Annotated in this window: 15 protein-coding genes; all 15 read right to left on the bottom strand. The window is 63.6% G+C overall.

Annotated features, from left to right (window positions below; genetic code table 11):
* Positions 1 to 18: 18 nt before the first annotated feature.
* On the bottom strand, positions 19 to 1179 hold the full coding sequence (locus V6B08_RS03980; RefSeq protein ID WP_341978342.1) for an ABC transporter substrate-binding protein: 1161 nt from the start codon (positions 1177 to 1179) through the stop codon (positions 19 to 21).
* Between the two features lie 202 nt (positions 1180 to 1381).
* The gene (locus V6B08_RS03975; RefSeq protein ID WP_341978340.1) at positions 1382 to 2137 is read right to left on the bottom strand and encodes an SDR family NAD(P)-dependent oxidoreductase; all 756 of its coding nucleotides are present in this window, start codon (positions 2135 to 2137) and stop codon (positions 1382 to 1384) included.
* Entirely contained in the window at positions 2137 to 3666 is a 1530-nt protein-coding gene (locus tag V6B08_RS03970; protein WP_341978338.1) for a class I adenylate-forming enzyme family protein, read from the bottom strand. Before V6B08_RS03970 ends, V6B08_RS03975 begins: the two co-directional genes overlap by 1 nt.
* Before the next feature lie 36 nt (positions 3667 to 3702).
* Positions 3703 to 3915 carry a biotin/lipoyl-binding carrier protein gene (locus V6B08_RS03965; protein ID WP_341978336.1) on the bottom strand — a complete coding sequence of 71 codons (213 nt, stop codon included), beginning with the start codon at positions 3913 to 3915 and terminating at the stop codon, positions 3703 to 3705.
* A gap of 20 nt (positions 3916 to 3935) precedes the next feature.
* Positions 3936 to 5462: an acyl-CoA carboxylase subunit beta gene (locus V6B08_RS03960; RefSeq protein WP_341978334.1), complete on the bottom strand. Its 1527-nt coding sequence runs from the start codon at positions 5460 to 5462 to the stop codon at positions 3936 to 3938.
* Between the two features lie 32 nt (positions 5463 to 5494).
* Entirely contained in the window at positions 5495 to 6208 is a 714-nt protein-coding gene (locus V6B08_RS03955) for an ABC transporter ATP-binding protein (RefSeq protein WP_341978332.1), read from the bottom strand.
* Positions 6208 to 6966, bottom strand: coding sequence for an ABC transporter ATP-binding protein (locus tag V6B08_RS03950; RefSeq protein ID WP_341978330.1), 759 nt, complete (start codon positions 6964 to 6966; stop codon positions 6208 to 6210). The genes V6B08_RS03955 and V6B08_RS03950 overlap by 1 nt, the downstream gene beginning before the upstream one ends.
* 4 nt (positions 6967 to 6970) lie before the next feature.
* A complete protein-coding gene (locus tag V6B08_RS03945) occupies positions 6971 to 7924 on the bottom strand; it encodes a branched-chain amino acid ABC transporter permease (protein WP_341978328.1) in 954 nt (317 codons plus the stop codon).
* A gap of 9 nt (positions 7925 to 7933) precedes the next feature.
* Positions 7934 to 8803, bottom strand: a complete 870-nt coding sequence (locus V6B08_RS03940) for a branched-chain amino acid ABC transporter permease (RefSeq protein WP_341978326.1) — start codon at positions 8801 to 8803, stop codon at positions 7934 to 7936.
* A gap of 37 nt (positions 8804 to 8840) precedes the next feature.
* Complete coding sequence (locus V6B08_RS03935) at positions 8841 to 9995, bottom strand: ABC transporter substrate-binding protein (RefSeq protein WP_341978324.1); 1155 nt, start codon at positions 9993 to 9995, stop codon at positions 8841 to 8843.
* A 156-nt stretch (positions 9996 to 10151) separates the two neighbouring features.
* Positions 10152 to 10742, bottom strand: a complete 591-nt coding sequence (locus V6B08_RS03930) for a biotin transporter BioY (protein WP_341978322.1) — start codon at positions 10740 to 10742, stop codon at positions 10152 to 10154.
* 10 nt (positions 10743 to 10752) lie between these two features.
* Positions 10753 to 11844 carry an alkene reductase gene (locus V6B08_RS03925; RefSeq protein ID WP_341978320.1) on the bottom strand — a complete coding sequence of 364 codons (1092 nt, stop codon included), beginning with the start codon at positions 11842 to 11844 and terminating at the stop codon, positions 10753 to 10755.
* A 10-nt stretch (positions 11845 to 11854) separates the two neighbouring features.
* Complete coding sequence (locus V6B08_RS03920) at positions 11855 to 12805, bottom strand: hydroxymethylglutaryl-CoA lyase (RefSeq protein WP_341978318.1); 951 nt, start codon at positions 12803 to 12805, stop codon at positions 11855 to 11857.
* Between the two features lie 22 nt (positions 12806 to 12827).
* Positions 12828 to 13229 carry a cupin domain-containing protein gene (locus tag V6B08_RS03915; RefSeq protein ID WP_341978316.1) on the bottom strand — a complete coding sequence of 134 codons (402 nt, stop codon included), beginning with the start codon at positions 13227 to 13229 and terminating at the stop codon, positions 12828 to 12830.
* Between the two features lie 11 nt (positions 13230 to 13240).
* On the bottom strand, positions 13241 to 14614 hold the full coding sequence (locus tag V6B08_RS03910) for an acetyl-CoA carboxylase biotin carboxylase subunit (RefSeq protein WP_341978314.1): 1374 nt from the start codon (positions 14612 to 14614) through the stop codon (positions 13241 to 13243).
* Positions 14615 to 14690 lie beyond the last annotated feature (76 nt).

The raw sequence follows: 14690 nt of genomic DNA, 5'->3' as shown, positions 1-14690 counted from the left end.
TATGGTCGGACCTGGCGGTTATTCCGCCACCTTCCACTTGCCCTGTTCATGCCGCAGCATGATCAGCGGCTTCGATTCAACGCTCAAGCCGCCGTGATTCTCCGGCGTGAAGCGGAACTGGCCATTGGCGCCGGTGACCTGCACCTTTTCGATAGCGTCCCGCAGGTTGTCGCGCGTCACCTTGCCGCTGATCTGCTTCACGGCCTGTTCCAGGATCAGTGCCGCATCGAAGCTGTGCTGGGCGAAATTCTCCGGCGCCTCGCCGTATTTCGCCTTGTAGTTCTTATACAGGCGGTCGACCACCGGCTTGGACGGATCGCTGTCCGGCAGGCTATCTGGCACCAGCAGGCGGAAGGAGGAGATATAGACACCCTCGGCCGCCGGGCCGAGATTGGCGACAAGCTGGTTCGAGGCGCCGCCATAGCCGACGATGATTGGCGCCTTGAAGCCGACAGCATGGGCATTCTTCAGGATCACCGACGGCCCTGGCAATGCGCTCCACACCATCACCGCATCCGGCGACTTCTGCTGCACGCGCAGCACCTGGGCGGTGATATCGAGATCCTGGCGGTTGAATTCCTCCATCGCCACCACATCGAGGCCGAAATTACCGGCAATCTCCTTGAGGATGCGGGCGCCTGACTGGCCATAGCCATCCGCCGCGCTCATCATGGCAATCTTTTTCATGCCCTTTGTCTTGGCATAATTCAGCACATGGGAAATCGCCACGCGGTCGACCGGCACCGAGTTGAACACATATTTCAGCGGCGGCGTGACAATCGCCTCGGTGCCGCCATGGGCGATCATTGGTGTCGCCAGTTCGTTGGCGATCGGGATCGCCGCCAGGCTTTCACCGGAACTGGAGGGGCCGAACACCACATCCACCTTGTCGGATTCGACCAGCCGGCGGAGCTGCTGCACCGTCTTGGAGGAATTGCCCTCGGTGTCGTAGACGATCACCTTGACCTCACGGCCGCCAAGGCCACCAGCCTTGTTCCATTCCTCGACGATCATGCGCAGCGCGCGATCCTCGGGGATACCGAGGAAGGAGGCTGAACCGGTCATCGGATAAACCGCGCCGATGGTGATCGGCTGCGCCTGTGCTGCCGTGCCGGCACACCACAAGGCCGCCGCCGCGGTCAGGGCTTTAAGCCCCTGCATCATAATCTTCATGGTCATTTCCTCCTCGCTGTTGTGTCGCCCCGGCCTTGTTGCCGGTGCTTTGTTAGGGCCAGGCACCGCCTGTCCCGAATGGCATGGCACGCCGCACCGCTGCCCGGAGGCAGCAGCGTGACAGACCATGCTGATCACTTGATAAACGGTCGTTTGTTTCTATAGCAGGCAGAACAAGGCGGCTATGCACCCGGTTCCGCATCGCCGGTCAGGCGGCCAGATAGCCGCCATCCACGGGCAGGATCGTGCCTGTCACGTAGGATGCTGCGGATGAACAGAGGAAAAGCGCCGGGCCGATCAATTCCTCGGCCTCGCCATAGCGGCGCATCGGCACATGCGCCAGCAGCGCACCAAGCTTGGCCGGATCGCCGCGCGTCGCCTCGGTCATCGGCGTGGCGATGACGCCGGGGGCAATCGCGTTCACGCGGATACCGTTCTCGGCGAATTCATAGGCCATGGCCTTGGTCATCTGTGCCACGCCGCCCTTGGAGGCGGTATAGGCGACCGAATTCGGCGTCGCGACGAAAGACTGGATCGAGCCGACATTGAGAATGCAGCCGCGCCGGCTTTTTAGTTGCGCCAGGAAGGCGATGCACATGTTGAAGGCGCCGCCGAGATTGACCGACAGCGTCTGCTGCCAGGTGGCGAGCGGATCGATCTCCTCCAGCCGGCCGCGCAGCAGAATACCGGCATTGTTCACCAGTACATCGGCCGGGCCGAGATCGGCGGCAACTTTCGCCGCCAGCGCGGCGCAGGCCCCGGCATCGGCGACATCGGCCTGATAGGCTTTGGCCTTGCCATCATCGGCGATGATACCGGAGGCGACGGCTTCGGCATTGCCCAGGTTGCGGTCCACCACCGCCACCGCAGCCCCGGCAGCGGCGAAGCCGCGCACCATCGCCGCGCCATTGCCTTGGCCTGCGCCCGTTACCACCACCACCTTGCCGCTGTAATCCAGGCGCATCAGGCGGCCTCCACCATGGCAGCGATACGGTCGCGCAATTCGCGCTTGATGATCTTGCCGGAATAGTTGATCGGCATATCGGCATAGGGGATCAGGATCACGCGCTTCGGCGCCTTGTAGCTGGCCATGTTGGCCTTGGCGAAGGCAATGATCTCGTCCGGCGCCGCCTGATGGCCATCGCGCAGCACGACGATGGCGGTCACTTCCTCGCCCCATTTCTCGCTCGGCAGGCCGATGATGCCGACCTCGCGAATCGCCGGATGCTTCTGCAGGATGCGCTCGACCTCCTGCGAATAGACATTGAGGCCGCCGGTCTTGACCATGTCCTTCAGGCGGTCCTTGAAAAAGACATAGCCATTGGCATCCATCACCCCCATGTCGCCAGTGCGCAGCCAGCCATCATGGAAGGCCGCCGCCGTGGCATCGGGGCGCTTGAAATAGCCCGCCATCACCGAGGGACCGCGCACCAGGATTTCACCCTCTTCGCCGATATCGGCGTCGCTCAAGTCATCGCGCGCGATCTTGACCTCGAAATTGATGAATGGCCGGCCGATGGAATCGGGCGCGGTGGCGTAATCCTCTTCCTTCAGCACAGTAACGATCACGCCGGCTTCGGTGAGGCCATACTGGTAATAGATGCGCACACCCGGCACCAAGGCATGCATGCGGTCGCGGTCCTTGGCCGAGAGGATGCCGCCGCCGACATACCAGCGCTTGAAGCTGGCCAGCTTTTCCGGCGCCGATTCCGCGGCCAGGCACATCTCGCGCGCCACCGAAGGCGGCGCGAAGCCGTTCGTCACCTTGTGGCGGTGAATCATGTCCACCATCTTCTCGGCGCTGTATTCGGTCATGATCGTGGCCCGCGCGCCGAGATAGAGATGTGGCAGCAGCCAGCAATTCAGCGCGGCGGCATGGTGCAGCGGCGTCGCCAGGATGGTGTTGTCGAATTCATGCATGCCGGTATCCAGGCTTTCATGCACGGTATTCCAGAAAACGCCGGCATTCTTGTGCATCACGCCCTTGGAACGGCCAGTGGTGCCGCCGGTGAACATGATGAGCTGCAGGTCGTCGTCCTGCGGCCGGATATCGGGCAAAGTCGCCGACTGGCTGGATAGTATCGCCTTGAGGCTGTTCGCGCCGGCACTGTCGTCGATCAGCGCATAGGGCAGCGCATCAGCCTCCGCCAGATGCGAGCGCTGCAGATCGGCGGTGGTGATGACAAAGCGGCATTCCGCGTCTTCCAGGTTGTTGGCGATATCCTGGCGGGTAAGACGGTAGTTCAGCGGCACGCAGGTGGCGCGCAGCTTGAGAATTGCGAGATAGGCCACCACCCAGTTGATCGACGACTTCGCCAGCAACGCCACCTTGTCGCCGGTGCCGATACCCTGGGCCAGCAGGTAATTCGCCAGCCGCGTGGCATTGGCATCAAGATCGCGGTAGCTGATCTCGCCGGCCTCGTCGATCAGCGCGATGCGATCCGGAAATTTCCGGGCATTGCGGGCGACGTGATCCGATACCGAGGTGGTCATGCTGTACTCCTTCAACCGGCCGCAAGCCTACTCTATTCAGGCCAACTCGATCAGCGGCGTGCCTTCATCCACCACCTGGCCTTCCTCGGCCAGGATGCGGCTGATCTTGCCGCGATTGTCGGCTTCCACCGGAATTTCCATCTTCATCGATTCCAGGATCACCACGGTATCGCCGTAGTCAACCTCGTCACCGACCGCCTTGACGATCTTCCAGACAGTGCCGGCCATGGGAGAGCTGATTTTTTTCATTGTCACAATCCTTACGTATTTTACACAGGATGCACGGCACTGCGCTTCTCGAAGGCTTCCGCCTTCTTGAGCGAATACACGCGGAAGCGGCGGATCAGTTCGTCGCGCAGTTCATTGGGATTGACCACCGCTTCCACCGCCAGCGGATCGGCCGCGGCAGAATAGACATCGATATCGGCGCCGTATTCTTCGCGCTTCTTCATGATGAAGGCAGCGCGATCCTTTTCCGGCAATTCGGCGATCTGGTTGAAATACATCGCGTTCACCGCCGCCTCCGGGCCGACCAGAGCCGGCATGGCGGTGGGCAAAGCCAGCATCGCGTCGGGCTGCGTCGGCGCGCCGGACATCGCCAGGTAGCCGCCGCCATACGCCTTGCGTACCATCACCGAGATGCGCGGCACGGTGGCCTCGCAGACGGCGGAAAGCAGCTTGGCGCCATGGCGGATGATACCCGCCTTCTCCACCGCCGAGCCGATCATGTAGCCGCTGATATCCTGCAGGAAAAGCAGCGGGATGTTGAAGGCGTTGCACATCCAGATGAAGCGCGCCGCCTTGTCCGACGAATCATTGAACAGCACGCCGCCCTTGACCTTGGAATTATTGGCGACGATGCCGACCGGCATGCCGCCAAGCCGCACCAGGGACGTCACCATCTCCTTGGCGAACAGCGCCTTGATTTCCAGCACGCTGTCGTCATCGGCCAGGGCCGCGATCAGTTCCTTCACGTCATAGGGCTGGTTCTGGTTCACCGGGATGATCTTGGTGATATCCACCGGATTGGCCTTGCCGCTATCGGCCTTGGGCGCCGGCTTCTCGGTCCAGGAAGCGGGGAAGAAATCCAGGTAGCGCTTGGCCACCGCGATGGCTTCATCATCGCTTTGCACCAGGATGTCGCCGAGGCCCGAGAGCGTGCAATGCATGCGGGCGCCGCCGAGATCCTCTTCCGAGATATCCTCGCCGATCGCCATCCGCGCCATGCGCGGCGAGCCGAGATAGGCGGTGGCGGTCTTGTCCACCATGATCACCGCGTCGCACAAGGCCGGCACATAGGCGGCACCGGCCGGCGACGGGCCGAACAGCACGCAAAGCTGCGGGATGGCGCCGGAGAACTTGACCTGATTGTAGAAGATATTGCCCCAGGCGCGACGGCCGAGATAGCACAGCTTCTGCTCGTCGATGCGCGCTCCGGCGGAATCCACCAGATAGACCAGCGGCAGCTTGAGATTGAAGGCGAGTTCCTGAAAGCGGGTGATCTTGAGGAAGGTCTGGTAGCCCCAGGTGCCGGCCTTGGTGGTGAAGTCATTGGCGATCACCGCGACGCGACGGCCATTCACCTGGCCGATGGCGGTCACCACGGCATCGGCGGGCACGCCCTTCTGCACGCCAGCAAGGAGACCGTCCTCGAATTCGAACGGGCCATCGAAGAAACGCTCCAGGCGGTCGCGCACGAACAGCTTGCCGGCCAGGATCTTCGCCGCCTTCTCGGACCCGCTGCCGCCTTTCAGCGCCCAGGCCCGCTTGGCTTCCAGCTTCTCGTACACATCCATACTTGCGTCTCCTTAAACTCTTCCCAGACGGCCTAGTGGCCGAACACAATGCTTTTGAGATCCTTGTCGCCGAGCAGCGCGGCACTGTCGCCCTGGTAGCGCATCTCCCCGGCACTCAGGATGATGGCGCGGCTGGCAATATTCAGGGCGATCTTGGCATTCTGCTCCACCAGCAGGATGGTGACGCCGAGATCGCGCAGCTTGGCGATTTCGCGATAGATTTCACGCACCACCAGCGGCGCCAGGCCCATCGAGGGCTCGTCCAGCATCAGCAATTTCGGCTTGCCCATCAGCGCGCGGCCCATGGCCAGCATCTGCTGCTCGCCGCCCGAGAGCGTGCCGGCAAGCTGATCGCGGCGCTCGCGCAGGCGTGGGAAGATCGAGAGCACATGCTCGACCATTTCCGCCTGGTTGGTGCCGCGCTGCTTGAAGCCGCCGATGCGGATATTCTCCGCCACCGTCATGCCGGCGAAAATCTGGCGGCCTTCCGGCACCTGGATCAGGCCCTGGGCCACCATCTGCTGTGGCTTGGCGCGCGGCGCCGGCTCGCCAAGATAGCGGATTTCGCCCTGCACCTTGTCGAGCACGCCGGAAATCGCCTTCAGCAAGGTGGTCTTGCCGGCGCCGTTGGGGCCGATCAGGCAGACCGTCTCGCCCGGTGCAATCGCGAAGCTGACATCACGGATGGCGCAGAGATTGCCATAATAGGCCGACATATTCTCAAGCCGGAGGATCGGATCGCTCATCACTCCTCGCCTCCGAAATAGGCGGCAATCACCGCTTTGTTGCTGCGGATCGCGGCCGGATCGCCATCGGCGATCACTGTGCCGGCGTCGAGTACGAAGATGCGCTGCGACACATCCATCACCAGGTCGATGTCATGCTCGATCAGCACCACCGCCACGCCGCTATCCGCGATCAGCCGCAGCACGCGGCCCAGATCGGCGGTTTCCTGATTGTTGAGGCCGGCGGCGGGCTCATCCAGCAACAGGTATTTCGGCTCGGTGGCGAGCGCGCGGGCAATCTCGGTGCGGCGCTGCACGCCATAGGGCAGGTCGCCGGCGCGGCGCTCCCAGTAGCTTTCCTCGATGCCGAGGAAGCGCAGGATGTCGCGCGCCTTTTCCACGCCTGCACGTTCCTCGGCGCGGGTGGACGGCAGATGCAGCAGGTTGGACAGCAGGCTGGCGCGCTGATGCCGGTAGCGGCCCGTGGTCACCACTTCCAGCACGCTCATGTCGGAAAACATCTGCAGGTTCTGGAAGGTGCGGGCCAGGCCCATGGCGCAGAGCTGGTGCGGCCGCGCCCCGGTTGCTGCCTTGCCATCGAGCGTGACGCTGCCGGAATCCGGCACGGCGAAACCGGAGATGATATTCATCAGCGTGGTCTTGCCGGCACCATTGGGGCCGATCACGGCGGTGATCGCGGCCCCGGGCACTTCGATGCTGGCGGCATTCACCGCACGCAGGCCGCCGAAGGATTTGGTGATATCGCGGGTCTGCAGCATGGCGTCAGCTCACCACGCGGCGGCGCAGACGGCCGAACAGCGAGAATACCGCATCGACCAGGCCGGACGGCATGTATTTCATGATCAGCACCATGGTGATGCCGAAGATCAGCGTCTTGTAATCCTCGAACTGGTCGAACAGCACCGGCAGTACGGTGATGATGAAGGCGCCGACGATAGCCCCGGAGACGCGGTTGAGCGAGCCGATCACCACCATCATCAGCAATTCGATGGCATAACCGATGCCGAAGGCGGAGGCATTGAAGGAACGGGCGTAATAGGCATAGAGCCCGCCGGCCAGGCCAGTGAACAAAGCACCGATGGCAAACACGAACGCCTTGGCGCGCAGCGTGTCAATGCCGACGCTGGCGGCGGCGAGCGGCGCCATCTTCATTGCCAGCAGCGAACGCCCGAGCTTGCTGGAGGAAACATTGGTGGCGATGAACACCGTGAGCAGCAGCATCACCCAGGCGGCCCAGAAGAACGAGGCGGTGGAGGAAAGATCGAGGCCGAACAGGGTCAGGCGACCGATATTGATGCCCGGATCGAGACCGCCGGTGAGCGAACGGACATTGGCGAACAGGATGTAGAGAATGATGCCGAAGGCCAGCGTCGCCATCGCCAGGTAGTGATCATGCAGGCGCGACAGCGGCCGGCTGATCAGCCAGCCGGCGGCCATGGCGATCAACGCGCCGGCGAAGATCGCCAGGATCGGCTCGATGCCGGTCCGGTTGGCGATCACCGCCGCGCCATAGGCGCCGAGGCCGAAGAAGGCCGACTGGCCGAGCGAAATCTGGCCGGCAAAGCCCAGCATCATGCACAGGCCGATGGCGGCGATGGCATTGATGATGCCGAAAACCAGCATCGACTTGTAGAAGGTATTGCCGGTTGACAGGCTCAGCACTGGCAGCAACAGCAGCAGCAGGATGGTGAGGATGCGGTCGGTCGCGGGAGACATGGGGCGGCCCTAGAGTTTCTGCGGCAGCTTTTCGCCGATCAATCCCTGCGGCCGCAGCAGCAGGATCACCAGCAACAGCGACAGCGTGATGGCATCCTTGTAGATCGAGCTGATATAGCCGGCGGCTACCGCTTCGGCGAGGCCGAGCACCAGGCCACCGATCACAGCGCCAACAGGATTACCGATGCCGCCGAGAATGGCGGCGGCAAAGCCCTTGATGCCGAGGAAGATGCCGTTGTCGTAGCTGGCGGAAGCCAGCGGCGCCAGCAGGATGCCGGCGGCGCCGCCGAGCAGGCCGGCGACAACGAAGGCAGCGGCAGACGTGCGGTTGGGTGAAATGCCCATCAGCACCGCGGCATAGCCATTGATCGCCACGGCACGCATGCTGAGGCCGAGCCAGGTGTATTTCAGCACCAGATAGAGCGCCGCCATGAACAGCACCAGGGCAATCACGATCCACAGCGATTGCGGCGCGATGGTGATGCCGCCCATGGCCAGCGGCGGCAGGCCCGGCAGAGCCGGCGGGAACACGGTATTCTTGCCGATCACCACCTGGGCGATGCCCTTGGCGGTGATGCCGAGGCCGAGCGTGATCATCACCTGGGCGATGTGGTTGGAACTATCCACACCTTTTACGCCCAGGACATAGACCAGCCAGCCGAACAGGCAGCAGAGCGCGAGCGAAAGACCAGCCGCGGCCAGCACCGGCATTCCAACAGCGAAGTGAAGGAAGCCGTAGACCAGGCCACCCGCCATGACGAATTCGCCATGGGCGAAGTTGATCAGCTTCATCGTCGAAAAGACGATGGTGAAGCCGATGGCGATCAAAGCGTAGATCGCCCCCAGGGTCAGACCGGATACCACGATCTGGTAAATCATCGCTCGCGTTCCTTAAGCCGTGACGATGCGCGGTGACTTATTCGTCCACCAGCCACTCGCCGTTCTTGGCCACCAGCAGCACCATCGAGTTTGATTCGGCGCTCAGGCCATGCTGCTGCGGCGACAGCTTGAAGGTGCCGTTGCCGCCGGTCACCGTCACCTTTTCCATGGCATCGCGGATCTTGTCGCGGGTGATCGGGCCGTCGATCTTCTTCACGGCTTCCTCGAGGATCAGCATCGAGTCGTAGCTATGCGCTACGAAGGTTGCCGGCGCCTCGTTATACTTCGCCTTATAATCGTTGTAGATCTTCAGCACGATCGCCTTGGCCGGGTCGCCGTCTTTCAGCGTTTCCGGCGCCAGCAGACGCATCGACGACACAAAGGTGCCCTCGGCATCCTTGCCGCCCTGCACCAGCAGGTCGCGGCTGGCAGCGGCGAAGCTGTTATACATCGGGATCTTCAGGCCGACGGCAGCGGCATTCTTCAGGATGATGGTGGGGGCCGGGAAGGCCGACCAGACCAGCGCCGCCTGGGCCGGGGAATTCTTCACGCGCAGCACCTGGGCGGTGATATCCGGGTCCTGGCGGTTGAATTCCTCATGCTGCACCACGGTGACGCCGTATTCCGCCGCCTGCTCCTTCACCACATTGGCGCCGGACTGGCCGAAACCATCGGCCGCCGTCAGCAGGCCGAGCTTGGTGATGCCGCGCTTCTTGAACACGCCGAGCAGATGCGCGGCGACGACGCGGTCGGTCGGCGGGGTGTTGAAGCCATAAGGCGTCGGCGGCACCACCACCTTCTCGGTGCCGGCATGCATGATGATCGGCACCTTGGATTCATTGGCGATCGGCAGCACCAGCAGGCTTTCGCCGGAGCTGGACGGGCCGAACACGATATGCACCTTGTCGGAGTCGATCAGGCGGCGGATCTGCTGCGCCGCCTTGGTGCCGTTGCCTTCGGTGTCATAGACGATGACTTCGACCTTGCGGCCATTGATGCCGCCATTCTTGTTCACTTCCTCGGCGCGCAGGCGCAGGCCGCGCTCTTCCGGAATGCCCAGGAAGCTGGCCGGGCCGGACGTGGCATAGACCGCGCCGATCTTGATGGTTTCCTGTGCCATGGCGCCATTGGCACCGAGCAGCATAGCGGCGGCGGCCAGCAGACAACCACGCAGGGTTTTGAACTTATTCATCGTTTCCTCCCGATGTTTATTCCAGGCTTGCGCCCGGACTCATACAGGCCGCAGCCTGATTATATAAACTAACACCTGTTTGTTTAATTTGAGACGCGCGGCGGGTCAAGCAAAATCACCGCCGCGCGCCGGTTTTCTTGTTGTTTCGACAGCCGCTCAGGCGCGGCGCGCAACGCGCTCCAGACCACGGAGCAGCAACGCCGCGAGGCCGATTTTCAGCGCATCACCCAGCAGGAAAGGCAGCACGCCAACCGCCCAGGCCTTTTGCGCACCGATCTGCAGCGCCAGCCAGCCGGCCCCGCAGGCATAGATCAGCGCCATGGCGGCAATACCACCGAGCGTCAATGTCAGCATACGGCGCTCAACCTTGCGTTCAGCAATCCAGCCGATGCAGGCAGCAGCCACCACGAAGCCAAGCAGGTAGCCGGCAGTCGGCCCCATCAAATAGGCCGGGCCGGCGGCAATACCGGCGAAGACCGGCAGGCCGGCGGCGCCGAGGCCGAGATAGCCGAGCACCGAAGCAGCGCCAGCAGCGCGGCCCAGGCTGGCACCAACGATCAGCACCGCGAAAGTCTGCATCGTCATCGGCACCGGCCAGAACGGCACGGAAATCTTCGCGCCGGCGGTGAGCAGGGCGATGCCCAGCGCAATGCCGAACAATCGGGTAAGCGCGGCATTGCCGCCGCGCATGAGCGCGGCCTGCAACAGAGTAGCTTCATTGGCTGTGACGCTGGTGCGACTGGTCATATTGCTCTCCTCAATTCGGCTGCAGGCGGGGATAGTCGGTGTAGCCCTGCGGCCCTTCGGTGTAGAAGGTGGCGCGCTGCGGCTCGGCCAGGTCGAGGCCACGGCGCAGGCGGTAGGGCAGGTCCGGATTGGCAATGAACGGACGGCCGAAGGCGATGATATCGGCCTGGCCCTCGCGCAAGGCGGCCTCGGCGCTTTCGCGGCTATAGCCGCCGGCAGCCATCAGCTTGCCCTGGTAATGCTGGCGCGCGAAACGCACCACGGCGGCGCCGGTGGCCTTGCTCCAGCGGTCGCCGGTGACTTCCAGGTTGATGACATGCAGATAGGCCAGCCCGAAGCGGTTGAGGCCCTGGATTGCCGCCGCGAACAGGGCTTCCGGCTCGGGATCATCCACATCATTGAAAGTGCCGAAGGGCGAAAGCCGCACGCCCACCCGGTCGGCGCCGACAGCGGCGCAGACCGCTTCGCAGATCTCGAACAGCAGCCGGCAGCGATTCTCGATACTGCCGCCATAGCGGTCGTCGCGTTGATTCGATGAGGCATGCAGGAACTGGTCGATCAGATAGCCATTGGCGGCATGAATCTCGACACCATCGAAGCCGGCGGCGAGCGCGCGGCGTGCCGCTGCTGCATAATCGGCGGCGAGGCGCGGCAGTTCTTCCGTGCGCAGGCCGCGCGGCTGCTGGAAATCGCGCACGCCCTGGGGCGTGAAAATCTTGCCTTGCGCGGCCAAGGCAGAAGGCGCCACCGGCGCTTCCGCCGTGCGGCGATTCTCGGCATGCGAGATGCGGCCGACATGCCAGAGCTGCAGCACGATGCGGCCGCCCGCTTTATGCACGGCATCGGTCACCTGGCGCCAACCAGACACCTGGGCATCGTTGTAGATGCCCGGCGTGCGCGGATAGCCCTGGGCCTCGGGCGTGATCTGCGCCGCTTCGGCGATGATCAGGCCGGCATCGGCGCGCTGCGCATAGTATTCGGCATTCAGCGCCGTCGGCACATCGTCGGCACCGGCCCGCGAGCGGGTCATCGGCGCCATGGCGATGCGGTTAGGCAGGCTCCAGGCACCCAGCAGCAGCGGTTCGAACAGCAATCCGGTCATCGCCACGGCCTCACGCCGACTTGCGATAGCGCGTCAGGCTACCGCCGCGCATCACCTTGCCCGGCAGCGGATGGCCGACGATGCGTTCCGCCATATGGGCGCAATCGATCAGCTTGTCGATATCGATGCCGGTATCGAGGCCCATCTCATGGCACATGAACACCATGTCCTCGGTGCAGATATTGCCAGCTGCGCCCTGATGCCCGGCAAAGGGACAGCCGCCAAGCCCGGCGCAGGTGGTGTCAAACTGCGCCACGCCGAGGCGCAGGGCGGCATAGGCATTGCTCAGGCCGGTGCCGCGCGTATCGTGCAGATGCAGCGCCAGCGGCAGATCCGGCCAGCGTTCGCGCACCGCGCCGATTACCCGCTCCATCGCCAGCGGCGTGCCCCAGCCCACCGTGTCGGCGAGATAGACGCCCTGCAGCTTGATATCGGCTTCCGCCGCCAGATCGAGCACATGGCCAACCATCTCCACCACCCGGGCCGGTGGCACGAAGCCTTCGTAATTGCAGCCGAAGGCGGTCATCACATAACCCCACTCCACCGGCAGCTTGTGTTCCTTGTAAATGGCGATCCAGCGTCGCTGTTCCGCCAGCGTCTGTGCCACATCCATACCGGTATTCTTGATGCAGAAAGTCTCCGACGCGGTGACGCGGATGGCGCCAACCACATCCACCGGCGTCTGCAACGCGCGCAGCAAACCCTTGGTGTTGAGCCACAAGCCGGTATAGCGCACGCCCGGCTTCTTGCGGATGAAGCGGATCACGTCCTCGGCATCGGCCATGCCCGGCACGCGCTGCGGATTGACGAAGGAAACGCAGTCGATCTGCTTGATGCCGGTTTCCGCCAAAGCCTCGATGAAAGCCACCTTCTCGGCGGTGGGAATGGTGGCGGCCTCGATCTGGAAGCCCTCGCGCGGGCCTTCCTCATGGATACGGACAAAACGCGGCAGATCGGACATCGCGGCTACTCCGGCTAACGGATCACACCAGTTCCTTGCCGGCGAGATCGCCGAGCAGGAACTTGTTGGGCTTGAGGAAGAAGGAAATCACCAGCGCGCCATTGGGCGAGCGCGCCAGATGGCGGTTGCCCTTCGGACGCCAGACATAATCACCGGCCCGCACCTCGCCCTCGTCATCGACGATGCTGCCTTCCAGCACATAGGTCTGCTCGATCTCGACATGCTCATGCAGCGCCAGCGAGGTGCCCGGTTCCCAGCGGAACAGGGCGGTAAGCAGGCCGGTATCCTTGTCCTGCAGCAGGATCTTCATGTCGATGCCGGGTGTCGGCGTCGGCTTCCACGGCAGGTCGGCCACGGTGACATAGCGCGAGGCCAGCCGCGCCAGCTTCTCTTGATTGGCCAGGAATGGGGTTTCAGCGGCCATGGTCGTTCTCCTCAGGCAACCAGTTCGGTCAGGTGCTCTTCTATGAAACGGGTATAGGCGCGGCCGGCAGCGGCTTCCGGATGCGCGATCAGGCGGCGCAGAAAATCCCGGTTGGTTTCGATGCCGACAATATCGAGCGCCGCCAGCGCCGCATCCAGCCGCGCCAGGGCTTCACCACGGTCGGCGCCATGGGCGACAATCTTCATGATCATCGGATCGTAGAACGGTGTCACTTTCTGGCCTTCCGCATAGCCGCTTTCGACGCGGATACCGGGCATCACCTCCAGCCGCAGCCGCTCGATCAGGCCTGGCGCGGGCAGGAAATTCTTCGCTGGACGCTCGGCATAGAGCCGTGCCTCGATGGCATGACCCGCCGCCACGATATCCGCCTGCACGAAATCCGGCAGCGCCTGGCCCAGCGCCAGGCGGATCTGCGCCGCCACCAGATCAAGACCGGTGATTTCCTCGGTCACCGGATGCTCCACCTGGATGCGGGTGTTCATCTCCAGGAAGTAGAAGCCTTCGCGCGTTTCGTCGTAGAGGAATTCGATGGTGCCGGCGCCGACATAATCGAGCGAGCGGGCCAGATCCACCGCCGCCTGGGCCATCGCCTGGCGCAGCGCCTGCGGCAGATTCGGCGCCGGCGCCTCTTCGATCACCTTCTGATGCCGGCGCTGAAACGAGCATTCGCGCTCGAACAGATGCACCGCGCCGGCCGAACCGAGGCCGAAGACCTGCACCTCGATATGCCGCGCCCGCGCCACATAGCGTTCGAAATACACCGCCTCATTGCCGAAAGCCTTGGCCGCGAGATTACGCGTGGCGGCAAGCGCTGCCAGCAGATCGGCCTCGGCCGCAACCAGCCGCATGCCGATGCCACCGCCACCCGCCGCCGCCTTGATCAGCAGCGGATAGCCGATGCCGCGCGCCAGATGCAAAGCCGCCTCGTCATTCGCCGGCACCTGATCGCTGCCCGGCAACACCGGCACACCGGCGGCGGCGGCCGTGCGGCGCGCGCATTCCTTGTCGCCCATGGCGCGAATCTGTGCCGGGGTCGGGCCGACAAAGGTGATGCCAGCGGCGGCGCAGGCTTCGGCGAAACCGGCATTCTCGGCCAGGAAACCATAACCCGGATGGATCAGCGTGGCGCCGGTTTCCTTCGCCACGGCAATGATGCGGGCGCCATCGAGATAGCTTTTCTGCGCCGGCGCCGGGCCAATCAGCACTGCCTCATCGGCCAAAGCCACATGCGGCGCCGCCGCATCGGCCTCGGAATAGACCGCGACGCTGCCTAGGCCCAGCGCCTTGGCGGCGCGGATGACGCGGCAGGCGATCTCGCCCCGGTTGGCGACGAGCAGCTTCGGCAAGGACGTGGCGGACGGCATGGGATTCGGGTTCCGGAAATTAAACTAACAGGTGTTTGTTTCTTTCTATGGCGAGACCTGTCCGCTGTCAAGCGCA

The sequence above is a fragment of the Ferrovibrio sp. MS7 genome, assembly GCF_038404985.1.
GTDB lineage: Bacteria > Pseudomonadota > Alphaproteobacteria > Ferrovibrionales > Ferrovibrionaceae > Ferrovibrio > Ferrovibrio plantarum.
This window is presented reverse-complemented; position numbering and strand designations above follow the sequence as displayed.